Source organism: Lactococcus formosensis, from assembly GCF_018403745.1.
Classification (GTDB): Bacteria; Bacillota; Bacilli; order Lactobacillales; family Streptococcaceae; genus Lactococcus; species Lactococcus formosensis.
Genome location: NZ_BOVP01000004.1, coordinates 1 through 24,109, shown reverse-complemented (window position 1 = coordinate 24,109; position 24,109 = coordinate 1). Strand labels below are relative to the sequence as shown.

The 24,109-nt window shown below is 40.3% G+C and carries 28 protein-coding genes; all 28 read right to left on the bottom strand.

Annotated features, from left to right (window positions below; genetic code table 11):
- Positions 1-20 precede the first annotated feature (20 nt).
- On the bottom strand, positions 21-689 hold the full coding sequence (locus KJS37_RS05510) for an SDR family oxidoreductase (protein WP_165714046.1): 669 nt from the start codon (positions 687-689) through the stop codon (positions 21-23).
- A gap of 125 nt (positions 690-814) precedes the next feature.
- Positions 815-1,804: a GMP reductase gene (gene guaC / locus KJS37_RS05505; RefSeq protein ID WP_165714045.1), complete on the bottom strand. Its 990-nt coding sequence runs from the start codon at positions 1,802-1,804 to the stop codon at positions 815-817.
- A 172-nt stretch (positions 1,805-1,976) separates the two neighbouring features.
- Positions 1,977-2,612 carry a TIGR01906 family membrane protein gene (locus tag KJS37_RS05500; protein WP_213496251.1) on the bottom strand — a complete coding sequence of 212 codons (636 nt, stop codon included), beginning with the start codon at positions 2,610-2,612 and terminating at the stop codon, positions 1,977-1,979.
- A 1-nt stretch (position 2,613) separates the two neighbouring features.
- Positions 2,614-3,393: a TIGR01457 family HAD-type hydrolase gene (locus tag KJS37_RS05495; RefSeq protein WP_017369295.1), complete on the bottom strand. Its 780-nt coding sequence runs from the start codon at positions 3,391-3,393 to the stop codon at positions 2,614-2,616.
- Positions 3,394-3,399: 6 nt separating this feature from the next.
- Positions 3,400-4,152 (bottom strand): acyl-[acyl-carrier-protein] thioesterase, encoded by a 753-nt coding sequence (locus KJS37_RS05490; protein ID WP_096368200.1) that lies wholly within the window; start codon positions 4,150-4,152, stop codon positions 3,400-3,402.
- A 116-nt stretch (positions 4,153-4,268) separates the two neighbouring features.
- On the bottom strand, positions 4,269-4,709 hold the full coding sequence (locus tag KJS37_RS05485) for a deoxycytidylate deaminase (RefSeq protein WP_004257543.1): 441 nt from the start codon (positions 4,707-4,709) through the stop codon (positions 4,269-4,271).
- 1 nt (position 4,710) lies between these two features.
- Positions 4,711-5,046: an arsenic metallochaperone ArsD family protein gene (locus tag KJS37_RS05480; RefSeq protein ID WP_165714042.1), complete on the bottom strand. Its 336-nt coding sequence runs from the start codon at positions 5,044-5,046 to the stop codon at positions 4,711-4,713.
- Positions 5,047-5,166: 120 nt separating this feature from the next.
- Positions 5,167-6,810, bottom strand: coding sequence for an FAD-dependent oxidoreductase (locus KJS37_RS05475; RefSeq protein WP_213496248.1), 1,644 nt, complete (start codon positions 6,808-6,810; stop codon positions 5,167-5,169).
- Between the two features lie 10 nt (positions 6,811-6,820).
- Complete coding sequence (locus KJS37_RS05470) at positions 6,821-7,105, bottom strand: rhodanese-like domain-containing protein (protein WP_165714040.1); 285 nt, start codon at positions 7,103-7,105, stop codon at positions 6,821-6,823.
- Positions 7,106-7,276: 171 nt separating this feature from the next.
- Positions 7,277-7,414: a hypothetical protein gene (locus tag KJS37_RS05465; RefSeq protein ID WP_014024702.1), complete on the bottom strand. Its 138-nt coding sequence runs from the start codon at positions 7,412-7,414 to the stop codon at positions 7,277-7,279.
- A 2-nt stretch (positions 7,415-7,416) separates the two neighbouring features.
- Complete coding sequence (locus KJS37_RS05460) at positions 7,417-7,623, bottom strand: hypothetical protein (protein ID WP_096368195.1); 207 nt, start codon at positions 7,621-7,623, stop codon at positions 7,417-7,419.
- An 18-nt stretch (positions 7,624-7,641) separates the two neighbouring features.
- Positions 7,642-9,123: a PTS sugar transporter subunit IIC gene (locus KJS37_RS05455; RefSeq protein WP_004257558.1), complete on the bottom strand. Its 1,482-nt coding sequence runs from the start codon at positions 9,121-9,123 to the stop codon at positions 7,642-7,644.
- A gap of 46 nt (positions 9,124-9,169) precedes the next feature.
- Positions 9,170-10,267 (bottom strand): DUF871 domain-containing protein, encoded by a 1,098-nt coding sequence (locus KJS37_RS05450; protein ID WP_213496246.1) that lies wholly within the window; start codon positions 10,265-10,267, stop codon positions 9,170-9,172.
- Positions 10,268-10,306: 39 nt separating this feature from the next.
- Positions 10,307-10,630 (bottom strand): PTS sugar transporter subunit IIB, encoded by a 324-nt coding sequence (locus tag KJS37_RS05445; RefSeq protein WP_213496244.1) that lies wholly within the window; start codon positions 10,628-10,630, stop codon positions 10,307-10,309.
- A gap of 292 nt (positions 10,631-10,922) precedes the next feature.
- Positions 10,923-11,930: a GNAT family N-acetyltransferase gene (locus tag KJS37_RS05440; RefSeq protein WP_165712724.1), complete on the bottom strand. Its 1,008-nt coding sequence runs from the start codon at positions 11,928-11,930 to the stop codon at positions 10,923-10,925.
- Positions 11,931-11,934: 4 nt separating this feature from the next.
- On the bottom strand, positions 11,935-12,360 hold the full coding sequence (locus KJS37_RS05435) for a DUF3284 domain-containing protein (protein WP_213496242.1): 426 nt from the start codon (positions 12,358-12,360) through the stop codon (positions 11,935-11,937).
- A gap of 83 nt (positions 12,361-12,443) precedes the next feature.
- Positions 12,444-13,709, bottom strand: coding sequence for a dihydroorotase (locus tag KJS37_RS05430; RefSeq protein WP_213496240.1), 1,266 nt, complete (start codon positions 13,707-13,709; stop codon positions 12,444-12,446).
- Positions 13,710-13,747: 38 nt separating this feature from the next.
- Complete coding sequence (gene pyrE, locus KJS37_RS05425) at positions 13,748-14,377, bottom strand: orotate phosphoribosyltransferase (RefSeq protein WP_213496238.1); 630 nt, start codon at positions 14,375-14,377, stop codon at positions 13,748-13,750.
- A 223-nt stretch (positions 14,378-14,600) separates the two neighbouring features.
- Positions 14,601-16,505, bottom strand: a complete 1,905-nt coding sequence (locus tag KJS37_RS05420) for an ABC transporter ATP-binding protein (RefSeq protein ID WP_213496236.1) — start codon at positions 16,503-16,505, stop codon at positions 14,601-14,603.
- Between the two features lie 104 nt (positions 16,506-16,609).
- Positions 16,610-17,461 (bottom strand): MurR/RpiR family transcriptional regulator, encoded by an 852-nt coding sequence (locus KJS37_RS05415; protein ID WP_213496234.1) that lies wholly within the window; start codon positions 17,459-17,461, stop codon positions 16,610-16,612.
- Between the two features lie 81 nt (positions 17,462-17,542).
- Entirely contained in the window at positions 17,543-18,031 is a 489-nt protein-coding gene (locus tag KJS37_RS05410; protein WP_213496232.1) for a glutathione peroxidase, read from the bottom strand.
- Positions 18,032-18,106: 75 nt separating this feature from the next.
- Positions 18,107-18,811, bottom strand: a complete 705-nt coding sequence (locus KJS37_RS05405) for a 16S rRNA pseudouridine(516) synthase (protein WP_213496230.1) — start codon at positions 18,809-18,811, stop codon at positions 18,107-18,109.
- 208 nt (positions 18,812-19,019) lie between these two features.
- Positions 19,020-19,961 carry an RNA-directed DNA polymerase gene (locus tag KJS37_RS05400; protein WP_213496228.1) on the bottom strand — a complete coding sequence of 314 codons (942 nt, stop codon included), beginning with the start codon at positions 19,959-19,961 and terminating at the stop codon, positions 19,020-19,022.
- On the bottom strand, positions 19,921-20,559 hold the full coding sequence (locus KJS37_RS05395; RefSeq protein WP_213496226.1) for an RQC domain-containing protein: 639 nt from the start codon (positions 20,557-20,559) through the stop codon (positions 19,921-19,923). Before KJS37_RS05395 ends, KJS37_RS05400 begins: the two co-directional genes overlap by 41 nt.
- Complete coding sequence (locus tag KJS37_RS05390) at positions 20,528-21,127, bottom strand: HRDC domain-containing protein (RefSeq protein WP_017369277.1); 600 nt, start codon at positions 21,125-21,127, stop codon at positions 20,528-20,530. The genes KJS37_RS05395 and KJS37_RS05390 overlap by 32 nt, the downstream gene beginning before the upstream one ends.
- Positions 21,120-21,548: a four helix bundle protein gene (locus KJS37_RS05385; RefSeq protein ID WP_017369276.1), complete on the bottom strand. Its 429-nt coding sequence runs from the start codon at positions 21,546-21,548 to the stop codon at positions 21,120-21,122. Before KJS37_RS05385 ends, KJS37_RS05390 begins: the two co-directional genes overlap by 8 nt.
- A gap of 478 nt (positions 21,549-22,026) precedes the next feature.
- A complete protein-coding gene (locus tag KJS37_RS05380) occupies positions 22,027-22,185 on the bottom strand; it encodes a hypothetical protein (RefSeq protein ID WP_017369275.1) in 159 nt (52 codons plus the stop codon).
- 156 nt (positions 22,186-22,341) lie between these two features.
- Positions 22,342-23,961: a DUF6273 domain-containing protein gene (locus KJS37_RS05375; RefSeq protein WP_213496224.1), complete on the bottom strand. Its 1,620-nt coding sequence runs from the start codon at positions 23,959-23,961 to the stop codon at positions 22,342-22,344.
- Positions 23,962-24,109 lie beyond the last annotated feature (148 nt).

Sequence of the window (24,109 nt, the reverse complement as noted above, 5' to 3'; positions counted from 1 at the left end):
TGAATCACAACGTTCATTTTTTAATCGTTTAAATTTTTAATAGCTTCATAAATCTTAGTATCACCACTGACCACTTCAAATTCTTTCTTAATGGTCGCGTCATTTTTCAAAGTTTCCAGAATAACTTTAGCTACATCTTCTCGCGGAATTTCTCCAGTTTCCACATGACTTGCTAATGTTACCTTACCAGTACTTTCCTTGTCTGTGAGTATTCCAGGATGGATGATTGTCCAGTCTAACTCTGTTCGTGTTTTAAGCCATTCATCCGCATAATGCTTTGCAATCGTATAAATCTTAAGTGAAGAATCTTCTTGAATTTGACGTGTAATTTCTTCTCTTCCCACTCGGAAAGTACTGACCATAATAAATCGTTTGACATTCGCTTTTTCGGCTGCAGTCATAATTTTAACCGCTCCATCTAAGTCAATCATAATTGTTTTATCTAAACCTGCGCCACCTGCCCCAGCACTAAATACAATAGCATCAACATCAGACATTACTGCGGTAAATTCTTCAATCGAATTATTAACGATATCCAAAACAACTGTTTCAATTCCCAATTGATTAAAGTATTCCTGTTGTTCTTCTTTACGAATAACAGCTCTTTCTTGAATTTCAGGATAATCCTTTAGGCTTTCTGCTAAATGCTTAGCCACTTTTCCATTTGCACCAACGATAAGTACTTTCATATTTTCCCTACTTTCTTAATTCTGTCTCTACTAACATTCTACATCATCCTCTATTTGGATTCAAAAATAATTAACTTTCTACTATAATAAAATAAAAAAACTGTCTAGCGACAGTTTTCTATCTTTTATAGTGAATCACCGTTCCAAATAGAATTTTTCACGATAACATAATCGACTTTTCGCAGTGCATTGAGATCACGACCACCTGCATAAGAAATAGAACTTTGGAGATCTTCTTGCATTTCTTGAAGTGTATCTTTCAAAGCACCTTTGTGTGGTAAGAGGATTTTTTTACCTTCAACGTTTTTGTGTTCACCTTTTTGGTATTCACTTGCTGAACCAAAGTATTCTTTGTAAAGTTTACCATCTTGTTCGATTGTTTTACCTGGTGATTCTTCGTGAGCTGCAAAGAGCGAACCCACCATTACCATTGTTGCGCCAAAACGAACCGACTTAGCAATATCTCCGTGTGTACGAATACCCCCATCAGCAATAATTGGTTTACTTGCAGCTTTTGCACACCAGCGTAAAGCTGCAAGTTGCCAACCGCCTGTACCAAATCCTGTTTTTACTTTAGTGATACAAACTTTACCCGGACCAATACCAACCTTGGTCGCATCAGCACCTGCATTTTCTAACTCACGAACAGCTTCAGGTGTTCCTACATTCCCCGCAATGACAAAAACTTGGGGCATCAAACGCTTGATAAGTTGAATCATCTCAATAACAGAATTAGCGTGGCCATGCGCGATGTCAATCGTAATATAATCTGGAATTGTTGCTGTTTCTGCCAGCTCACGAACAAACTGACGTTCGTTATCTTTAACCCCTACAGAAATTGATGCTATCAAACCTTGCGCATGCATTTTTTCAATAAAGTCTTTACGTGTACTTTCTTCAAAACGATGCATGATATAGAAATAACCTTGCTTAGCTAACATTTCAGCAATATTTTCATCAATAATTGTTTGCATATTTGCTGGAACAACGGGGAGTTTGAAAGTGTGATCTCCCAACTTAACTGACGTATCTGCTTCACTACGACTGTTAATAATACACTTATTTGGGATAAGTTGGATATCTTCGTAATCAAAAACTGGAACCATTGTGTTCATAAGACTGCCTCTTTATTCATTTGTTATTACAGAATACCGACCGAGTTTCCGTTATGGACAACCTCGCTAGTTTGGCGATAAAAATCTCTGCAAACCAAACCTTCCTTATTTATTTTAACGCAAATCGCCAAAAACAAAAGAAAAAAAACTGATTTACCATCAGTTTTACATATCATTGTTCGGTTTTTCCGAAAGTTTTCTTTTGTAGTCTTCTGTTTCCTGACCAGTAAAGGAGAAAAAAGATTAATTCAAAAATGACCGCAAATAGAATAAAAGTAAACATAAAATAGTTTTCTGTCAAAACATTGATAATCGGATCTGTATCAGGATTAAAAAGCCAAGTATCATCTCGGAAAAAAATTTCATGGAAATAGATAAAAAAGTTATCAAATCCAATCAAGGCGGCAACCAAGCCAATAAACAAAGGTGTCCCCATCACAAAACGCAAGCCATTGTGATAGAGAATAGCTAAGTGTTCCTTTAAAAATAAGAAGAGTGCAGGGCTCAAGATAACTGTAAGTCCTAAGGTAAGCATGAAGAGCTTTTTCACATCTTTAAAATGCTGTAGAGCATCGGGAGACGAAGGGAAGTCAGGCATCTGTAGCACACTCTCAAATGGATTAACCAGATAAGACATCAGAACATTAAAGTTATGTCTTAGTACTTCTGCTGAAAGCCCTGATATCTGGGGCAGATTTTCCAGATGAATATCTATATAAAAGAGTGGGACAGCCAAAAGTAAAGTTAAACTTACTGCTGCGGCAATCCCCCATAAAATAAGAGACGCAAAAATCAAGCGATCACGCATCTCAAACTTCCCAATGTTCTAAACTTGAAACAACGTGTGTCGGTGGTATTGGAAGTCCAGGAACTTCTTCAGGTTTTGTAAAGCCTGTTGTAACAAGCAAACTGTCGATACCATTATCAATACCTGTACGAATATCTGTTAAATAGTTATCGCCAACCATTAAAAGATCTTCTTTAGGAATGCCCATTTTTTCGACTGCTTTTTCCGCAATAATCGCCTCAGGTTTCCCAATAAAGGTTGGTTGAACACGGGTAGCTGCTTCAATCATTTTAACCAAAGAGCCAGCTCCAGGTAAAAGTCCTCGTTCGCTCGGGAGGTTCAAATCTGGATTTGTGCCGATAAATTTTGCCCCTTTATGAATTGCAAGAGTTGCCAAAGCAAGCATTTCATATGTCAAGTCAGAATCCAAAGCAACGACAACATATGCTGGATTTTCACGATCCTTTTTATAGCCTGCTTCATAGATTGCTTCTTTTAAACCGTCTTCGCCAATAATATAAACGGTCTTCTCCAAGCCCAAATCATTCATGTAATCGACCGTAGCTGCACTGGCTGTATAGATGGTTTCTAAAGGCGTATCAATATTAAACTGTGTAGCCAGTCTTTTTTGAACCACACGTGGTGTTTTTGTTGTATTATTTGTTAAAAATAGGTAAGGGACTTTCGCTTCTTGCAAACGATGAACAAAGTCTTCCCCAGCGGGAATACGATGATTTCCCATATAAATCGTGCCGTCTAAATCAATAAGATAGCCTTTATATTTTTTATAACCTTTTCTCATTTTTACTCAATTCTCCTCACTTATTTTTGACCATTCAATCTCAATATTAGCATTATCTACGCCATCTTTCCTAATAATATGGCAAGTAGTGTCTCCTTGAAATTCAAAAACAGGATGAATAAACTCATGATTGCCATAAAGGAGTTCGTGATTATAGCGAATATATATTTTTTTAGGTTCATATGCCATACGGAAATCGTAGTCCAACTGATCAACAGCCCAGTCAAAATATTTAGCATTGTTCACATGTCCATTCATATCCAAATCAGAAAAACGAATCGGAAAAGCTAGATTACACTGTGCTTGATCGGACAAAGCAAGATATTTATGCGGACGAATAATTTTGCTGACTTTTGGTGCCTCATAAGGTGCCACAATCTCATCAACAACACGTTCTACCTTACGTGTATCTTTGTTCATCAAAACCCAAGTCGAACTTATTTTTACTAAGGTTTCGCCAGCTGTATTTTTGAAAATAAAGTCACGATAACAAAAGAATTTATTGTAAGACGTGGCTTCTGTTTCAATTGTAATCTGGTCATTGAATTCGGGTAAGCGATGAACCTGAACCTCGTGCTCGATAACAGCCCAAAATAGATTGAAGTTGTCACAAATCCATGTGTCGCTACGGTCTAACGTATAAGACTGCTCTCCCGAAATTTGAAGTGCTACAGCAAGAAGATCTGATATTTTCATCTTGCCTCGTGTGTCGCTCTCATAAAAAGCGACTTTATGTGTTTGACTGTATTTTATTCCCATTCATTTATTTTAGCAAAAAGCGTCATAAAAAGCTGAAGTAAGAATAAATTTTACAGATAAACTTAGGGAAGCGTCTTGTGTGTTAATATAAAAAAGCCAGTGTATTTTCTGGCTTTTTATATTTTTTCAACTTGAATACCTAAAGTTTCAATCAACTCTTCCTCATAAGGGTTTTTAGCATGGTATTCGTTGATATATTTGATATGCTTTACACCCGAGGCCAAGACGAGTTTCAGACAAGCGATACAAGGAAACAAAGTCGTATAAAGAATTGCCCCTTCTGGTGAAACCCCATGTTTTGCTGCTTGTGCAATTGCATTTTGCTCCGCGTGAACAGTAGCAATACAATGTCCGTCTTTATCTTCCAAACATCCTACATCTGTACAATGCGGCATAAGGGCTACAGAGCCATTATACCCTGTCGAAAGAATTTGCCCATCCGCAGTCACGAGGAGAGCACCAACTTGAGCGTGCGTACAGGTAGAGCGTTTAGCCACCACTTCGACAATTTCTTTAAAATATTCTTCCTTGCTTGGTCGTTGAAAATTTTCGATCATTTTATCCCTTTCCGCAGTTGCAATTGCCACATTGACATTCTCGTGTTCTAATGTCTTGAAAACTCAAACCCGTAATCTCCGTCAGATCTTCCATATCAGGATACGCACCAATCGTCATGATTTCGCCATCTACTAACATCAAAGGCAAAGCCGCTTCCATTTTTTGCATTGCTTGGTTGACAACAGGATGATGTACAAAGATGTCCGCATCTTCAGCTAAATTATAACGTATTGTTTGTAACTCAGACTCTTCTGTTTCTTTACTAAAGGCCTCAAAAACCTGAGCAAGAGCTGCACCTGCTGCCTCTGGTTTTTCTTCATATAATTCCAGTCTCATGACTTCCTCAAATCTAACAAATATTTTTTAATATTATACCATATGCAGCCTCCAAATTCACTAAAAATTTTCAGTAGAAAAAAAGGACTATCCTAAAATAATCCTTTGGTTCAGTTTTAATTAAAGGCCTTTTACCTTACTGTACAAGCCATAAGCTCCATCAAGATTTTCTACTTTCAAACCTTCTTGCTTTAAGATACGTTCAGCTGTATAGGAGCGAAGCCCTGATTGACAGCTGACAATGTATGCTTTATTTTTATCTAATTTGTCCATATTTTGGCGTAAATCGTTTAATGGGATATTTATCGCCTCTTTAAAACCGCCACGCGCCACTTCATTTTCTTGACGCACATCTAAGAGTACTTTGCCTTGGGCAAGTTCTGCCTCAAGCTGATGCCACTGAATGTTATCTGACAAGCCCATGGCAATGTTCATGGCCGCATAACCAATCATGTTCACAGGATCTTTAGCAGAGCCAAATGGCGGCGCATAGCTCAGCTCAAGTTCTGGTAAATCAAAAACTGTCATCCCTGCTTTAATCGCTGTTGCCAGAACATCAATACGCTTGTCTACACCTTTTTGACCAACTGCTGATGCTCCATAGATATGACCACTTTCTGGATTGAAGATCAGTTTGAGAAGAATAGAGCTTGCGCCAGGATAGTAACCTGCATGATCATTGGCTGTGATATGCACAGCCTTATATTTTAAGTTCGAATCTTGTACTTGCTTCTCTGAAAGTCCAGTAGAGGCAGCTGTCAAGCTGAAAGTTCGAACAATGGCTGTGCCGATACTCCCTTTATTGGTAACAGGCAATCCTGCCAAAACATCTGCAACTTGACGTCCTTGGCGATTGGCTGGGCTTGCTAAGGAGATGAGCGCATCATTACCAGTAATTTGATTTTTAACAAGAATGGCATCCCCCACGGCATAAATATCAGGTACAGATGTTTGATATTGCTCATCGACAAGGATTGCTCCTCTCATCCCAAGCTTAATTCCCGCATCAGCAGCAAGTTTTGACTCCACTTGAATCCCAACAGAAAGGATAACTACATCCGTACTAAGGCTATCACCATTTTCCAGAATAACCGTTTTTCCTTGGTCTTGAAACTCTACAACAGAGACGCCCGTGAGTACTTTCAAGCCATTATGTGCCAACTCTTCTTCTATATGAATGGCCATTTCCTGATCTAGAGTTGGTAAAACATGATCGGCTTTTTCGACGATTGTCACCTCTAAACCTAGTTTTCGTAAATTTTCAGCCATTTCTAGACCGATGAAACCTGCACCAATAATCAATGCTTGCTTGCGATGTTCCTTTTCCATATAGTCTGTAATTTTATCTAGGTCTGGAATATTACGTAAGCTAAAGACATTATCAGCTTCCGCTAAACCTTTTATAGGCGGAATAAAAGGACTTGCGCCAGGAGACAAAATCAAAGCATCATAATTTTCCGTGTAGCTTGTCCCCTTGGATACTACAGTGATTTCTTTTTTATCCGGCTCAATAGAAACCACTTCAGAATCAGGGCGCACGTCTAAATTAAAACGCTGTGCCAGACTTTCAGGGGTTTGTACGATAAGTTTATTTCTTGATTCGATTTCGCCTGATAGATAGTAGGGAAGCCCACAGTTTGCAAAAGAAACGTATGGTCCCTTATCAAAAACAATAATTTCTGCATCTTCTTTTAAACGGCGTAATCGAGTGGCTGCACTCATACCACCAGCAACGCCTCCAACGATAAGATATTTTTTCGTCATCTTCTTCCTCTTATTTTTCTAATTCTTCACCCCAAGCAAGAGTGCCACCTGTAACATTAGTAACTTCTATTCCTTGTGACTGTAGTAATTGACAAGCCTGCATGGATCGCATACCGCTTTGGCAAATAATATAGCTCTCGCCTTTTATCTCTGAGTATCTTTGGTCTAAAACACTCAGGGGTATATTTATTGCTGTGGGTACATGTCCTTTGAGATATTCGTCCTCTTCTCGAACATCAATCAGTACAACTTGACCGAGCTTCTCTCTTAATTGCTTCATTTGGATTGAACGCATAATTCTCTCTCCTCAAATTTTTGATATATCCATTATATACCCTTAGGGGTATTTAGTCAAAGGATGAGATTTATCTCAAATCATGAGCTTTATGTTCGCTTCTTTCATCTTATAACGCTTCTGCTTTAAAGTCAAACATAATAAAAGACCTGCCGTAGCAAGTCTTCTTTATTATTCTTCTTTTTTCTTCTTTTGTCGTGCAAGTATAAGCATGACCACAGATAGAATAAAGAGTGTACCTCCAAAACTCCAGTTTTGATAAGCTAGAAGTAAGAGTGACAAACTAAGTAATGCATATATCCAAGCCATATTTAAACCTCCTCGACGTTAAAGAATAATGCTGAACCAAATGAACTTTGTTTAATTAAGCGTTTTGCAATTTGAGCATCCGTGGCTAAGTCGCTATTCGGACCTCGAAAATAGAGTTTCAATCCCTTTTTTTCCTTATAAGTAAATCCATTTTCTTCTAGAAGTTGAATTACTTTTTCTTGCATCATAGCTACATTAACAATAATCATTGGGTTCCTTTCTGTTTTTTATAATTCAGGTTCTTCCATCTTGTTTGCTGCAATAACGAATGGTGTCCAAATAGCAAAAGTTACAAGTAAATTGACAATTGCTAAGATAATTGCACGCCAGTCAAATCCTGTAGCAAGGAAGGCATTCATAATTGGTGGTGTAACCCATGGCACAGCACTGACAACTGGATCCACCCAATGAAGCATTGTTGCAACATAGGCAATAATAACTGCTACTAATGGTGCAATTGCAAATGGAATAAAGAAGATAGCGTTCAGTACGATCGGCATACCGAAGAGCACAGGCTCATTGATATTGAAGATACCTGGTGCTAAACCAAGACGTCCCACTGTCTTATAATCTTTACGTTTAGAGAAGATCAGAATGGCAAGGATTAAGGTAATTGTACCACCAGAACCACCAAACCAGACGAAGGCATCCCATGAACCACGAACCCAAAGACTGACATAGTCACCATTAATGGCATGTGCTTTATCAATCGCACCACGCGCTACTAAGTCACGAATACCGTCTGAGTGGACTTGGAAGTAAAGAGCTTGGTTATTAAGACCAAGTGGAAGCCAGATACCATCAAGAGCAGGTGCCAAGACGTTTGGTCCATGAAGTCCAAAGAACCAGAAAATTGAGACGAAGAGTGTGACAATAAGAACTGAGAAAATATTTTGTGAGAGGATTTGGAAAGGCTCTGCAATATAGTGTGTAATCAAATTAATTACAGAATCATGTGTCAATTTATCAATAACATAGTAAATCAAGCTCACAGCGTAGATTGCAGCAATCGTTGGAATAATCGCAAGGAAGGCTTTTGCTACAGCCGGTGGAACTGATTCAGGCATCTTGATGGTAATATCCGCTAACATTAGTTTAGCATAAATAATCACCGCAAGGGCACCCATAATGATAATTGTAAAGTAAGCACCAGCATCCATGTGTGCGGCAGCAAAGAGTGGCTTCCATGCTGCAAGACCTTGACCAGTCAATACACCATTGATTTTGTCTGTTGCGGCTACACCAGCATCGCTCACACCCAAAGCATCCAAGAATTTAGGCATTTGGTTTGGCAAACCAGCGAAGAGAGTGGCAACTGCAACAACACCACCGGCAAGGTCATTGACACCATAAGCACGCGCCAAATTGTAACCCCAAGAGAAAGCAAAGATAAGACCAATAACTGTCAGAGTCCCTTGGTTGACGAGCGTTGAGATGTTATTCAAATCGCCAATGATGGGTGTATTAGCAAGCGTCCAAACGTCTTCTGGTGCGAGTTGGGCAAACTTGGTTGGTCCCAAAACCATTTGTTGAATAGACTGTGGGAAAGTTGTGACGATGGCTGACACCATCGCTGCAAGGGCACCTGTCAGTGTTGCTGGCAGGATACCAATGAATGAGTCACGCAAGGCAACCAGGTGCTTTTGCGACCCGATTTTTGCTGCTACTGGGACGAGATATTTCTCCATCCACATCGTAATTCCGTTCATAGAATTCCTCCTAAAATTTTTATTTATTTGCGTATAAGGTTATAAATTATAGCTCATCACTTTCAATAAATTTAAACGAACTCCAAGGCTTGATAAAGTCAAGTAAGAACATTTCGTCTTCCGAGATGTGTCCTACGACATTAACCCGGCCATCATTTTTCATTTCCTTCAGAGCGATTTGGGTTTCACCCTTATATTGACCATATCCATCATTGTCAATAATCACATCGCCTGGTTTTATTGTGTCTGTATCATGTGCTGGGAAATCTAAGTCTTTGTAGATAACACGAGTCATGGTCGAACGTAGCATGTACTCTGAGCGGTCGCCACGGTAACTGTGGGTCGCTTCAAAGATACATTTTCGTTCATTTTCCGTCATCGTAGGTTTCGACACAACTTTGAGTTCTGGCATTTGCGCATGGAAGGCTTCTGCCATTGCCTTAAGCTCTGCCTCACTCGCGTAGGCGTTTGCAATGGTAATGTCGTCAATGCCATCTAAAAGCTTGTAATGCTTCACTTGCGTCTTCAAGCTTAAGTCACGATGATCCTCCAGTGTACATAAGCCATCTTGTGTTGGCCACGGACCAAATGTTGCTTCGTGAGAATTAACGAATACCATAGTATTTAAATTATACTTTTTGAATTTATCGGTACATTTCACATAGTGATCAAAGGCAAGTCCGGTATAACGATGAGGATAGAAATTATGACTGCCCAGTAAGTTTTCGATATTAGGTGAGTAGTCCATAATACTGTCAACGTAACTTGTTCCCTGACTCATATTAATCTCAATCTTAAGATTATAGGGGTTGCGGGTCATGCGTGCTTCCTCAGCTCCTGTAAATCCAAGGTCCAAACGAATGCCATCAGCACCCATCTGATTAAAGAAACTTAAATCATCATAGCTAATGTTAAGTTGTTCAAACAGTGCAGGGTTAATATCTACCATGACTTCCATACCAAGACTATTGGCATAAGCAATCACTTTCGTAAAGCCTTCAAGAACAGCTTCCTTATCCCCTTTGATTTCCAAAAGTGAAGTAAAGACACGTGTATATCCATAGCGGTGAGCCAAGTCTAAATATGCTTTGTCAGCTTCAAAGTTGGAACGTTCTGGATAAATAGAGATACCTAGTTTTCCCATAATACTCCTTTCTTACTCTAAAATCTCTAGATTTTCTCATTATACTTTCATTAATGTGTCCGTGGCTGCTACAACATTTTTTCCATTCATCATGCCGTAATCTTGCATTTTAATCACATCACAAGGAACCCCAACTGCTGCTGCTTTTTTTATGACTTCATTTTTCATATAAGCTACTTGTGGACCGAGAAGCAATACATCTGGTTTCTCTGTGCCAGACAACATATTATCAATTTCAGCTACAGACTTTGCGTAGATTTCATAATCTTTTCCTGCTTCTTGTGCAGCTTGCTGCATTTTTGTTACGAGTAATGAAGTTGACATACCTGCTGCACAGGCTAATGCAATAACTTTATCTGCCATTTCTCTGCTCTCCTTCTTTTTATCTATACCAATAGTATAGCGGTTTCAGAAAGCGATTTCAAATATAATTTGTGCGAACAATGTTAAGCGAAAAAACAAATATTTTTTAATAAAACCCTTATTTTTACCGCTTTTGTCTTCTGGAAACTAATAAAATCTTTAATTATTAAGTCGATTTCTGAAACATGTTACAAATTTAGAAACAAAAATAGTCTATTTTTTTAGTTTTAATTAATAAAAAAACCAAACCTTAACATTTTTCATAAGATTTGGTGTTTTTTTATGGTTCCTTTTAAAAATATTCGCGGAGGATTGCGCCACTCTCCCGTAACACGCGTGCAGTAAATTCACCAATGGTCATTTCTTCTGGTTCTTCTGCTTCGGGGCCAACACAGATATTATTTTGAGGCAAAATATCATCAACAATGCGTGCAGTAAATTCAGGTTGACCGTTCACTTTCAAAAAGGCCTGCAGATTGACAATACGTGCTTGCATATACGGTTGCAGCTGTAGCTGTATACGAGACGGTTCAGCCAGATCATGTTCAAGATATACATTTGATGGTGCTGTCCACTTGATAACTTCAAAACTTGCTGCATGACTTGATACAAAACGATAAAGTGCATCTTGAGCTGTTTGACTCAACGTAATACATTCACGAATCACAAAGGCCGTATCCGAAAACTCATAAATTAAGTAGCCTAAAATTTTACCGTTTTCCTCATAAGTCGCAAAGAAGGGCTGTGCTTTATATTTGAAGTAGTATTCCCAAACATGTTGCGGACGGACCAGTGAACCTTGGTTATAAACTTGCTCATGGACCTCAGCCATATCTTCAAAAAGCTCTTCATTTACAGTACGGCGCTGCACTTGCCCAGCTGTTTTTTTACCTTTGGGAAACTCTTGTGCAGGTATCGTATAAGCTTTTTGGTCAAAAGCGTAATGATAACCAAATTGACCATAAAACTGATAAGAAAAGGGTGCCAGATAGCTTAAGGCCGTTCCAGCTTCATAGTTGTCTTCTAAAATATCGGTCATGAGTTTACGAATGCTGCCGTTTCCTCTAAATTCTGGATAAGAGGCAACATAACCAATCCCCGACATCTTGAGCTTTGCATCCTTCCAGTAGACCCGAAAAGAGGTATCGATAATCATAGAGGATAACTCATCATTTTCCCAGTAACTGTAAGGTTTTGAGAAACTTAAAAGTTTATCAAATGCTTCTTCTCGTGCCTTGCTTCTTGGCTTATTAAAAGCATAAGTTGCGAGATCTAAAAGGGCTTGTTGTTTCTTTTCCATCTGCTCACTTCCCACCACTATAAACTTGTTCAATGTGATTCAAAATAGCAACCATCTGACGTTTTTTCCAGTGTCCCAGAAGCGTTCCGACAAACATATCATTCAATTTTTGAATCATTCCGCTTGAAGTACGACTTTCTTCAATAGTTATCTCTGTTTTCTTATCCTCAACAGGAAGAAAACTCCAACGTGTATTAAAAGTATTGCGAACTGTTTTAGTGGTAAAAGCGTACTTATTGGCTTTCACTACCTCATCAATCGTGATGGTTCCATGTTGATTTTTGCCAAAAGTTTTTGAGTATTCAAAGCCATTGAGAGACTTGATATCAGGTCTACGACCTGTATTTTTTTCGATATCATAAAGTGATGAATCCAGAATCTGATTGTAGACAAACTCGACAGGAGCATTAATTGTTTTACTGATTTTCATATGTGATTTCTCCTATTGCTTAGAATAAAATTTATTAAACATTAAAATCATTTTAACAATTTATGTAAGCTCTTGCAAGATTTTTATGGGCGGTAAACAATTTCTCCTGAACAAAGCGTATATTTGACTTGTCCCACAAGCTCTTGGTCGATAAATGGTGAGTTGCTTGCTTTGGAATCAAAGTTTTCATCCACTTTATAAGTATTATGAGCATCAAAAATCGTAATGTCAGCCGGGCCACCTTCCGCTAAATATCCTGCATCGAAACCGTATAATTTAGCTGGATTAATAGTCATTTTCTCCAACAGTTGACCCAGTTCAAGATGCCCAGGAGTAACCAAATGTGTAAGACCCAGTTGCAAAGAAGTTTCCAAACCAATCATGCCGCTCGGTGCTTCAGCCAAAGCAACATTTTTTTCTTCATGTGTATGTGGCGCATGATCAGTCGCAATGACACTAATAGTATTGTCTTTCAAGCCTTCCAAAATTTTCGCAATATCTTTTGTCTGACGCAGTGGAGGATTGAGCTTGGCATTTGTACCAATCTCTAGAACAGCTTGCTCTGTCAGTGAAAAATGTTGTGGTGTAACTTCAGCACTGACTTTTGCGCCCATCTTTTGCGCAAAACGAACTACGTCTACACTTTCACCTGCAGACAAATGTTGAATATGTAAACGCGCTTGAGTATCCAAAGCCAACATTGCATCGCGTGCAATCATACTGTACTCAGCCACCTTTGTCGCTCCTGTTAGACCACATTGGTGTGCCACTTCGCCTTCATTGATTCCAAGCGTATCCACTAAGTTGGGATCTTCCTCATGAATAGAGAGCAGGCTGTCCGTTTCCTTGGCTTTCTTCAAAGCGTCATGTAAAACTCCTGAATCACTCAGTGGAATACCATCATCCGAAAAGCCAACTGCACCAGCCTTCAACAAAGCATCAAAATCCGTCAAATGTTTCCCGTCAAAATCTTTGGTAATGGAGGCAATGGACTTAATATGAATTTTCTCTTCATCTGCAAGTTTCAGTGTCTCTACAAGTACTTCAGGACTCGATAAAATCGGTTTAGTATTTGCCATCATTACTACTGTCGTAAAGCCACCACGCGCTGCAGACAAAGCACCCGTGTGTATCGTCTCTTTATGCGTTTGACCTGGTTCACGAAAATGCACATGAATATCGATGAGACCTGGAGCAACAATCATGTTGCTGGCATCAATAACATCTGCATCTTCTTCTTCCAAATCTTGGGCAATACGAATAATCTTCTTATCTTTAACTAGCACATCAGCAACTTGATCAAAACCGGACTCAGGATCGATTACACGGCCGTTTTTTATGAGTATCATCTGTTCCCCTTTTTATATTTTACATAATGTTTATTATGTTATTTATTCCATGTTTCTTGATTATCTTTGAATTTTTTAAGCATTTCAAGTTCAGCTTCTGTTACATAGCCTGTTTCCTGAGCGATTTGGATAAGTTCAGAATAATTTGTTAATGTGTGCAACGGCACTTGTGCTTCTTCAAACTTTATCGCTGCTTTTTCTAGCTGGTAAGTAAAGATGGCAATCACACCGAGAACTTCAATCCCTTCACGTTGTGCAGCAGCCACTGCTTCTAGTACTGAACCTCCCGTTGAGATAAGGTCCTCAACCAATACCATTTTTTGCCCTTTAGAGACGCGTCCTTCGATTTGGTTTCCTGCACCGTGGTCTTTTGGTTTACTACGGATATAGGCAAAAGGCAATTGAAGATAGTCAGCAATAATTGCACCATGAGGAATACCTGCTGTTGCTGTACCTGCAATCACTTCGACCTCAGGAAACTCTGCCTTGACCAAATCCGCAAAAGCCTGCTCAATACGAGTACGTACTTCAGGATAAGCCAAGGTCACACGGTTGTCTGTGTAAATAGGAGATTGAATCCCACTTGCCCATGTGAATGGTGCACTCGGCGATAGGCTTACAGCTTTTATTTCGAGTAAATCAGAAGCGATAGTTTTTGATAATGACATGTTATCCTCTTTCTAGTCCTTTAAGTTAATATCAATAGCACGCTGTTTTGCACAAAAAAACACTTGCAGAAAGCTGCAAGTGCGTAAAAAAATATGCCAATAATATTTAGAATACACCTAAATACTATATAAGTAGACAATTATACGGTTTCCTTGCTAGCCTCTCGTGCTAATTTAAAGGTTTCTTGTTATATAGTCTAACAGATTTACTGTAAGTTTGCAATCATAAACTTTCTAAGCTTTCCATTGCTTCCAGTAAGTTCATCTCTGTTTCTTCTTTTTGTTCATCCAGTTCGTCGAGTGCTGCTTGGAGTTCACCTAGTTTAACAAAGTCATCTGTTATGTCTAACATAGCTTGGGAAATTTCTTCGCTTTGTTGTTCTAGTTCAGCAAGTTTTTCTTCCGCAGCATTGACTTCACGTTCTAACTTGCGACGGATTTTCTGTGCTTCTTTTTGTTGCGCATAGTCCATCTGGCCCGAACTTTCTGGTTGTTCTTCCAAAACAACTTCTTGCTGTGTCTCTTCTTCTTGGCGTTTTTTCTCTAAATAGTAATCGTAATCGCCCAGGTAAAGTTTACTTCCTTGAGGTGATATTTCGAGGACTTTGGTCGCAACCCGATTGATAAAATAACGGTCATGACTGACAAAGAGTAAAGTACCATCGAAGTCGATCAAGCTATTCTCCAAAACCTCACGGCTGTCGATATCCAAGTGGTTGGTAGGTTCATCCAATACAAGAAAATTATCATGTTGCATAGCGAGCTTCGCCAAAAGAAGACGTGCTTTTTCTCCTCCCGATAACATCGAAACGGTCTTTTTCACATCTTCGCCGCTGAAAAGGAAAGCCCCTAAAAGATTACGTATTTCTACTTCTGGTAAGAGACGATGCTCATTCCAAATCTCGTCAAGAACACTGTTAGAAGGTGTCAGCGCCCCTTGTTCTTGATCATAGTATCCTAAGTCGACATTCGCTCCCAGCTTCACCTGACCCTTAAGAAGAGGAATTTGACCAATAATTGACTTAATCAATGTTGTTTTCCCGATCCCGTTTGGTCCAACAATAGCAATGGCATCATGTTTGCGTGTATCGATATTGATAGGTTCAGCGAGGACTTTATCGTATCCCACTGCTGCATCTTCAACTGTAAGAACGATGTTGCCCGACTTTTTAGCTGGGGAAAAGGTCATATGTGCAGCCGCTTCACTTCCGGTCGGTGCTTCAATACGTTCCATCTTTTCCAACTTCTTCTGTCGTGATTGGGCGCGTTTTGTTGTGGAGGCACGAACCATATTTCGAGCAACGAAATCTTCTAATTTTTCAATTTCTTTTTGTTGCTTATCATAGTTCTTTTGCTCAGTGGCAAGCATCTCTGCTTTAAGTTCAATATATTTACTGTAATTTCCTGCAAAGCGTGTCAGCTTGCCTCGTGAAATCTCCAAGGTCTCTGTCACAACTTTATCTAAGAAGTAACGGTCGTGACTGACAATCAAAAGACTTCCTGAATAGTTTTTCAAGTAAGTTTCTAACCATGCCAATGTTTCAATGTCCAAATGGTTGGTTGGCTCATCCAAAATCAACAAATCAGGCTTTTCCAAAAGCATTTTTGCCAAAGCCAACCTTGTCTTTTGTCCACCAGATAAGGAAGAAATAGCACGGTCCCACATCTTCTCATCGAAACGAAAACCATTAAGTACCGACTTGATCTCTGCTTCATAGGTAAAACCGTTGGCTTGACGGAATTCTTCAGACAAAGCATCGTAACGGTGCATCAAACTCTCTAAGTCATCACCCGTTAACTCCGACATCTGTAATTCCATCTGGCGCAATTGTTGCTCTGTTTGACGGAGTTTTTCAAAGACTGTCAACATTTCTTCAAAAATGGTTAACTCTGAAGAAAGTCCTGTATCTTGAGCCAAATAGTTTAAATGCAAGTCCTTGACCTTAGAAATCGATCCTGCTGAAGGTTCTTCAACGCCTGCAATAATCTTCAATAAAGTCGATTTCCCCGCACCATTGCGTCCGACTAAAGCCATGCGTGAGTGGTCCTGAAGATTAAAATTTATATTTTCGAATAAAACATCGCCACCAAAAGTGCGTGCTATCCCATTCCCTTGTAGTAAAATCATTCTTCTATTTTAACATAAAAAACTTTAAGGTAAAGAAAACAGTAAAAATCGCGCTTCACAACGAAAACGCCAAGATTTTTACTGTTTTTATGTATAACTTCACATCAATAATTTTTTTCCAGATGACGAACGATATCTAAAGAACGAATCACTGATTCGCGTGCATCATCAAAGTTTTTGCTGACATAGGCATAAAAGAGCAAATCGATGAGATACAATTGTGCTAGCATTGAAACCGTAGCCGCATGCCTAAACTCAAAATTCTCACCTGATAGGGATATAAGCGGATATTTGGCACGTTTAGCAAGACTTGACTTTTCGATACCGGTAATCGCAATGGTTTCAATCTTTTCAGCTTGAGCCAAATCAAGCATAGCTAAAACTTCACGGGATTCCCCTCGGTCACTGACAGCGATAAAGAGTTTCTTTTGACTATTATTGGTTAAATTGACAGCCATCGTGTGTGTATTGTCCGCACAAATACTGATTTTGCCGATACGGTTCAATTTTTGAGCCAGGTCTTGAGCCACAAGAAAAGAGGCCCCAATCCCGAAAATAAAGATTAAATCTGCTTCACCAATCAGATCAACTGTTTTGGCAAGCCTCTCATTGTTTAAATGCCCATTAACAAGCTCCGTCATATGATTAATACGCGTTTTTAATTTCGATTTTATCGAATCAATCTCTTCATTAGGACGTAATTCTTGAAAATCTGTATCTGATTGGGAACTTGCCTTCCAGACAGAAAGTTGCTGCTTAAGTTGGGGAACACCTTCAAGTCCGATGGATTTGACAAAGCGAATAACTGTAGCTGGTGAAACTTGACTATTTTTAGCAATGTCTTGGGTGCTTAGGTTGATAACAGCCTCAGGAAAAGCGAGAACATACTTCCCAACTTTGGACTCGTTAGGGGAAAGTTCTCTTAATTTCGTTTGGATTTCGAGCAGAATATTCATGACTCAATTATAGCATAAACCAGCTATAAATATGAGCTTCTTTATGATGATACCAAAAGAAAAAACAGGAGGCATATGCTCCTACTTTTCTACTTTTTCAAGCTCTTTTTTAATATCTTTGGCAATTTTTTCAGGTTCTGTTGCTGGAGCATAACGTGCGACAACTTCTCCCTGAGCGTTGATCAAGAACTTCGTGAAATTCCACTTAATTTTTTTTCCAAGCGGGCTTCCTTTTTCTTCTTTTAACCATGTATAGAGCGGGCTTTCATCCGCGCCATTAACATCAATCTTTTGAAAGCGTGGGAAAGTTGTTCCATAGTTCAATGTACAAAACTGATCGATTTCATCAGCTGTGCCAGGCGATTGCTCTTTAAATTGATTACAAGGAAAATCGAGAATTTCAAACCCGGACTCTTTATATTCATCATAAAGTTTTTGGAGCCCATCATACTGTGGAGTAAAACCACATCTGGTCGCAGTATTCACTACAAGTAGCACTTTTCCTTTATAGTCGGATAAAGAGATATCATCTCCTTGTTTTCCCTTCACTGTAAAATCATAAATAGGCATAGTGACACTTCCTTTCTTCATCGGCTCTAAGTGATAATGATTATAACACTTGCCCTATCAGACTGTCAAAGAATCTTACTTTCTCATATAAGTCTTCAGACTCAAGATTTCTTGCTGGGTGAGAGGGCGATAAGCGCCTGGTTGCAAGCCTTCATCTAAGACTAGCGGTCCGAAACTTACACGTTGCAGTTGCTCAACTTTTTTACCTACAGCTAAAAACATCTTCTTGACCTGATGATACTTGCCTTCTTGGATAGTAACCTTAGCATGATGCGCATCTAAAATTTCGAGTTGCGCTGGCTGCGTACGAACGCCTCCGATAAATTCAAGGCCTGCCGCAAAGGCAGCTCTATCACTTTCTTCAAGTGCTTCCCATGTCTCTACGAAATATGTTTTAGAAACATGTTGCTGTGGCTTAAGCATATCGATGCCCAGCGGCCCATTGTCCGTGATGAATAATAATCCTGTCGTTAAAAAGTCAAGCCGTCCCACAGGATAGAGTGCAGCATTCTTTTCTTCCACAAGGTCACGATAAGTGGGCAGGTGCTCGTCTTTATTGGCTGAAAGTACACCAGCTGGCTTATTCATCATAAAATAATGATGTCCAAATGTTGTGAGCTGTTGCTGATTGACAATAATTTCATGCATCTGAGGATCGACATTGCGACTTAGGTTATACTCTACTTCTCCATCAATTATAATCTTTCTGGTCCGTATCAAGCGTTTGCGTTCTTTCTTGTCCTTCCATCCATTGAGGAACAGGTAGTGATCTAGTCTCATATTTGTCTATTTTAACAGAAATAATATTTATTCTGTAGTGCTATATTCTTTGTTCAGAAATCCTACTCTGGTCGCTTATTTCATAAAGGGTTTCAAATACTTCTTCTCCAAAAAGCTTTTTCTCAAAATGGTAAGTTTGCCCTGACTTCAAGTGTCCCTCATGTGAAGCTAAGATATTCTCTAGTTTTTCAAAATCAATTTTGCCGTATTAGAAATCTCGTTTGCGGTTTTTAATATGTTTTTTCAAGCGAACTTTAGCTTGAGGTTTCAGCTTTTGCACAAGTTTTCCTGTCACAGTCAGATAAAATCGATAGCCTAGATACTCGACACCCTCACGCATAGCGACAATGCTGGTTTTACCGTTTAATGACAAATCGAGTTCTTCAGCGAGAAAAGTTCTTATCTGCTCAAGGGCTTCACTCAGCTTCATCTTATCCTCATGAAGGATAAGAAAGTCATCCATGTAGCGGACATAGTGCTTAAAGCCTAGACTTTCTTTGATAAAACGGTCTAAAAAGGACAAATAATAAAGAGCAAAATGTTGGCTAGAATAATTTCCGAGAGGCAATCCTCTTCCACCCAGATTATCAAAGGAGTCAATCATATTATAGAGCAAAGCTAAAGTTGTGCTATCAAAAGGTTCTCTTGCTAGTTTTTCTTTTAAAAGTACTTGATTGATCGAGGGGAAAAACTGGGCAATGTCACATTTGAGGACATACCCTTTATTTCCTGAAGCTTTGTAAAACTTATAGAAATGATGCTTGAGCCGTCCACGCCCAAAATGGACCCCTTTGTCTATTTGACAAGCTGCATTGTCATAAATATAATGACGTGATAAAACAGGCAAAACGGCATGATCAGTAATCCAGCGGTTCACTACTCTATCCGAGTATTGCGCTGCGAAAATCTCCCTGCGCTTGGGTTCATGGACTTCAAAGCTATAATATGGCTGATGCTGATAAGTTCTATTTTTAAGCGCGTCATACATCTCTTGTAGATTGTCCGCCAGCTCATATTCAAACTGGTTTACCACAGACTTATGCCGCTTGCCTTTGACATTATCATGAAAAGCATCATAGAGGTACTCTAACCTACATATCTCATCATAATCAATCCGCTTCATGGATAAGCTCCAAAATTTCTTTACCATAATTTTTCAAGACTTCCTCAGATAGCCCATAGTCGCCTAAATCCTCCATGGTGTGCGGACGCTCATGAGCAATACGCTTGAGGATAAAATTAGTCGCAACCTCAAAAACTTGTAGTCCCAGATAGCGCTCCCTTAAACGTCTGGTCGCATGGCTACGCCAGACACGGAGCTGTTCAAAGAGGGTAAGCTCCTGCTCAAATCGTAATATATCTGCCCGACTGAACTCGGGCGGTTGTGCCAAGAGCGGCTTAGGGTTGAGCAAGTGCGCTAAGCCATCACCTGATAGACCAAAAGCAAAACAACCACCCGATAGACGGCGCATTTTGAGTAACCCTCGATTCATAAGCAGATAGATGAGGTTTTTTATCTCCATCTTGTTCAGCTTAGCCAGCGAGCCAAAACTACTGTTGCGCTGTAAGTCAAAAGTCAATATGGTCGCTGTCTTTCGTCCTTGAAGAAGAGCAATCAAGAGACTCAAAGAAAGCGCACGGTCACATTCGGCTAAAGCTTTGAAAATCACTTGGGCATCTGCTTGATAGTTGTTAAAGTCAAAAAGGTCGAAGACCTCAAACTCCTGTGTCCAGTCCCGCTCCTGCATAAGTCCCCTCTCTAATAATCATATCTAAAATATCTTGCCCAAAAGCTTCCCATTTGCTGGGACCAATACCGTTAATCTTTAGAAATGCTTCCTTTGTTTTGGGCCTTATACTGTCCAGCTGACTCAGCACCTTATTATCAAAAATCATATAAGGTGGCCTATCAAGTTCTTTTGCTTTAAAAGTACGATAATTACGTAGCTCTAACATGAGGTTACTGTCTTTTTTAACTTTTTCTTCTGAGCCTTCTTTAATCTTGATATAGGGCTTTAAGCCATACAGAAAATCCAATCCTGTTTTGGAAACAGAGAGTACAGTCAAATTGGAAAAATGATTTTCATATATTAAGTCAGCCTTTATAAGTTGCTGTATTAAATTCAAAGTCTCCTTATAGCTTATATCCTCAGAGAGCAAGCGCCCGTAAGAAGCGCTAAGATTGAGTTGATTCTGGATAATTTTCTTTGATTTTGAACCGTGTAAAAAGCGAGCGAGGTTTTCTACATTTTGAAAACTTCTGGCCTCAATGATACCTTCTAAGATAAGTTTTGCTTTTTGGTTTAGATCAGACATGTGTCACCTCTTTTTCTTGAATAAAGTCTTCATAACGGAGACGGTCGGACTTGTGCCAAGCCCCTAACATACGTCCTACACTTGAGATGAGTTTGGTCAGATTGGCAAACTCTCCCTTAGAAATCCCACCATACTCGACAGCCACATCTGCCAATGTCCCTAAGATATTGACTTTAGCGAGAGCATCTACATGCAAGTTTATCCGTTGAGTGAGAATCCTCCCCGCATCTGAGCCTGCCACATAAGAGTTATTGGCTTCGTAGATGTCTTGCAGTATATCTAGAGCAAGAGTTTCCATCTTTTGAAAGAGGGAAAAGCGGTATTTTTTAGGTCCTTTGGACGTTAGCTTGAGCACTTCTCTTAAGAGTAGTTTGGCTTGCGCAGCCAGCTCAAATCCTTTTGGTTTTGCGATATTTTTCATCTATTTCTCTGTTTCCTTTTCTCAAAAAAAGACAGCCTCTCTATTCGAGAGACGTCTCATTTTTTACAGCGTGTGCGCGTTTACTGAAAAACGCAAAGGTCCGCTCCTGACCGTTTTGAAGGACAAATGGTCGTATGTACTGCTCATGCCAACAACTTTCCGTCATCACGCATTTTCTGTGTGCTCAGTTTTCTGAACGATCACAAGGGATTTTGACTCTCAACTAATGAGATACTCAGCCAATCTATATAAGGATTGGCATTCCTCATTAGTGCCTTCAGGCACAATGAGGATAGTGTCATATCGTACTACACGTACACAGACTCCCTTAAAATATGGCACGGATAACGTAAGCAGTACTTCACGTTATATCAGGCCGAAGATATGCTGGACTTGTTTTCTTCTCTTCAAGTTTCTCTAGATTGGAGGGTCACTTTTTTGCACTGTTTATCGAGGCAAACCCAATAAAATCACGCATTCAAATGAAAAATCTGTCTTTCATATCCTGTTTCAAGTCTGGACGTACACCCCCATTGGCATTGCTATTGCCGACGGTATTATTGCCATTCAGCTGACCAGCATTGGTATTCCAATTCACATTCCAAGCATTGCCTGAAGCACCAGGGGTACGTTTCATAGTCTGTTCCCTAGATCATCTTTTTATGCCCTAAGTCCATTGGGCAAATCTTTCTTGTGCGGGGCGCTACCGCGCCCTACATGAGGGAAAAACGCGGCGGCAAGCCACCGAGGGGCGGTGTCGCTACGCTCCTAGCCCAGCGCTTGCGCGCTAAGATTAAGGATTACGGATGATAAGGGCTGGACGTACACCCCCAGAGGCATAGCTAAAGCCGACGGTATTAACGCCACGCAGCTGACCAGCAGTGGTACCCCAAGACACATGCCAAGCAAGGCCTGAAGCACCAGGGGTACGTAGCCACCACCAACTATTACGGGCAGCAACACGTGAGGCATGATTAGGGAAAGGCCCTTCTTCTGTTGACAAGTGCACCACATCCGCAAGGGAAAGCGCAAAGGCTTGAGATGTTGACCCACTAACAGTAGTTCTATCTGCGCGGACCTCATTGAAGCGAGCATCATCCCACTCCAAAGGTACCCAACGAGTGCCTCCTGTCCAAGGTGCAGCTGCGGAATCTGAAATACTCGGAACATCAGACGGAATAGATGCAGGCTGTACCATAGCCTGAACAGCTGGTGTAAGTCCCGTATAGAAGTCTGATAAAACTTGCGGTTGGTCATTGAAGCTTGTGTTACGGATGGCTTCATTGCGGATAATCATATGGTTATCGTTGCCCATATCTTCCAAATAACGGTACTCTACCCCATCCATAGTAAAGACACGGCCTGGAAGCATAGCATCAAAGTTAAAGGCAGATGGTGGAGAATCAATATCAGCACGTGGATTAGAGCCTTCACCGTCCATAGCATTATTCTGTATACCTGTAAGGAAGTCTGCTAAACGGCTATCGCCATCTGTAAGAAATTCACTCATATTTTCGGGATCAGGACTAATCAACTGACTATCCACATGGATACCGTAATAGTAAGAGCCATTGAAGACTGTATCTTCTATAGCGGCGGTCATTTCTGCCGCGTCCAATAGATAAGAGCTTGCTTCCCCTGGTTCTAAGAGTGAAGCCCAATAAGCCCAGCCTGTCGTGTGGTCAACAACCCAGAAGTCACCGATTTGTTGGTAAGGTTGAAGTTCCGACCATTGTTGGATGGTCATGACGGGACGTTGTTCTTGCAAGTTTTGAGCTGTTTCACGTGTCGCACCGTCTGAGCCACCATGCCAAACAGTGTTCGTTGGTCCTGAGCCATTGGTATAAGTCACACCTTCTTCCCAATAGCCATCTGTTCCGTCTCCGGGATGAGTCACGTCATCTGAATCATCTGCCAAGTCACGGGCATCTCCCGCTGCGGCAGTACTGAGATCTAAGTTGTTATGGTTAAAGGTTGGTAAATACCAAGGGGCTTCTCCTGCTCGACCAAATCTTAGGTTGGAGTATCTGTTAAAAGCAGCACCTGCCCCTGTACGTGTGCCAATCGCTGTCGCACTAGGAATATAAGGGGTCCATGTGTCAGGTTCTTCTCGGTCCCCGCCAACTATCTGTGTAAAGGGGCCATCCGTACCTTGACGGTATTCCAAGAACTCGGACAGGCGAATACGTGCCATGATAGGACGTTCGCCATAGTTTTCAACAAAGACGTCCTTGTTTTCACTCTCGGCGTTATAGTAGTCATGGACTCGGCCACCGACGTTAACTTGGACGTCGTTTTCACGGTCATTAATGGCTTGTTGGTTAAAAGCTGTAAAGGCGAAGGTGCCGCCGATTAAGCCGAGCAGAGATAGGATAGCGATATTCCGCAGTTTCCGTTTTTTATCTGGTGTCATCTTTTTTCCTCATTTCTATTGATTGATTATTGTAAATGCCAAAAAACGCTCCAAGGGGTCCTGAGCGTTTAGGTGCAAGTAAAAATAGGCGGATGTCTACCGCTGGTGCTGTGCTGTGCTGTGCTGTGCTGTGCTGTGCTGTGCTGTG

Bases quoted from the DNA above. Each gene is read 5' to 3' on its own strand.
- KJS37_RS05400 (WP_213496228.1), bottom strand. From the start codon at position 19,961: ATGGTAAAGAAATTTTGGAGCTTATCCATGAAGCGGATTGATTATGAT.
- KJS37_RS05415 (WP_213496234.1), bottom strand. From the start codon at position 17,461: ATGAATATTCTGCTCGAAATCCAAACGAAATTAAGAGAACTTTCCCCT.
- KJS37_RS05465 (WP_014024702.1), bottom strand. From the start codon at position 7,414: ATGGCTTGGATATATGCATTACTTAGTTTGTCACTCTTACTTCTAGCT.
- KJS37_RS05420 (WP_213496236.1), bottom strand. From the start codon at position 16,505: ATGATTTTACTACAAGGGAATGGGATAGCACGCACTTTTGGTGGCGAT.
- KJS37_RS05375 (WP_213496224.1), bottom strand. From the start codon at position 23,961: ATGACACCAGATAAAAAACGGAAACTGCGGAATATCGCTATCCTATCT.
- KJS37_RS05390 (WP_017369277.1), bottom strand. From the start codon at position 21,127: ATGTCTGATCTAAACCAAAAAGCAAAACTTATCTTAGAAGGTATCATT.
- KJS37_RS05480 (WP_165714042.1), bottom strand. From the start codon at position 5,046: ATGAGACTGGAATTATATGAAGAAAAACCAGAGGCAGCAGGTGCAGCT.
- KJS37_RS05410 (WP_213496232.1), bottom strand. From the start codon at position 18,031: ATGCCTATTTATGATTTTACAGTGAAGGGAAAACAAGGAGATGATATC.
- KJS37_RS05500 (WP_213496251.1), bottom strand. From the start codon at position 2,612: ATGCGTGATCGCTTGATTTTTGCGTCTCTTATTTTATGGGGGATTGCC.
- KJS37_RS05460 (WP_096368195.1), bottom strand. From the start codon at position 7,623: ATGATTATTGTTAATGTAGCTATGATGCAAGAAAAAGTAATTCAACTT.
- KJS37_RS05475 (WP_213496248.1), bottom strand. From the start codon at position 6,810: ATGACGAAAAAATATCTTATCGTTGGAGGCGTTGCTGGTGGTATGAGT.
- guaC (WP_165714045.1), bottom strand. From the start codon at position 1,804: ATGAACACAATGGTTCCAGTTTTTGATTACGAAGATATCCAACTTATC.
- KJS37_RS05485 (WP_004257543.1), bottom strand. From the start codon at position 4,709: ATGATCGAAAATTTTCAACGACCAAGCAAGGAAGAATATTTTAAAGAA.
- KJS37_RS05380 (WP_017369275.1), bottom strand. From the start codon at position 22,185: ATGAAACGTACCCCTGGTGCTTCAGGCAATGCTTGGAATGTGAATTGG.
- KJS37_RS05385 (WP_017369276.1), bottom strand. From the start codon at position 21,548: ATGAAAAATATCGCAAAACCAAAAGGATTTGAGCTGGCTGCGCAAGCC.
- KJS37_RS05445 (WP_213496244.1), bottom strand. From the start codon at position 10,630: ATGGCAGATAAAGTTATTGCATTAGCCTGTGCAGCAGGTATGTCAACT.
- KJS37_RS05395 (WP_213496226.1), bottom strand. From the start codon at position 20,559: ATGCAGGAGCGGGACTGGACACAGGAGTTTGAGGTCTTCGACCTTTTT.
- pyrE (WP_213496238.1), bottom strand. From the start codon at position 14,377: ATGTCATTATCAAAAACTATCGCTTCTGATTTACTCGAAATAAAAGCT.
- KJS37_RS05435 (WP_213496242.1), bottom strand. From the start codon at position 12,360: ATGAAAATCAGTAAAACAATTAATGCTCCTGTCGAGTTTGTCTACAAT.
- KJS37_RS05450 (WP_213496246.1), bottom strand. From the start codon at position 10,267: ATGGGAAAACTAGGTATCTCTATTTATCCAGAACGTTCCAACTTTGAA.
- KJS37_RS05430 (WP_213496240.1), bottom strand. From the start codon at position 13,709: ATGATACTCATAAAAAACGGCCGTGTAATCGATCCTGAGTCCGGTTTT.
- KJS37_RS05510 (WP_165714046.1), bottom strand. From the start codon at position 689: ATGAAAGTACTTATCGTTGGTGCAAATGGAAAAGTGGCTAAGCATTTA.
- KJS37_RS05455 (WP_004257558.1), bottom strand. From the start codon at position 9,123: ATGAACGGAATTACGATGTGGATGGAGAAATATCTCGTCCCAGTAGCA.
- KJS37_RS05405 (WP_213496230.1), bottom strand. From the start codon at position 18,811: ATGAGACTAGATCACTACCTGTTCCTCAATGGATGGAAGGACAAGAAA.
- KJS37_RS05495 (WP_017369295.1), bottom strand. From the start codon at position 3,393: ATGAGAAAAGGTTATAAAAAATATAAAGGCTATCTTATTGATTTAGAC.
- KJS37_RS05440 (WP_165712724.1), bottom strand. From the start codon at position 11,930: ATGGAAAAGAAACAACAAGCCCTTTTAGATCTCGCAACTTATGCTTTT.
- KJS37_RS05490 (WP_096368200.1), bottom strand. From the start codon at position 4,152: ATGGGAATAAAATACAGTCAAACACATAAAGTCGCTTTTTATGAGAGC.
- KJS37_RS05470 (WP_165714040.1), bottom strand. From the start codon at position 7,105: ATGCGTTCAATCCAAATGAAGCAATTAAGAGAGAAGCTCGGTCAAGTT.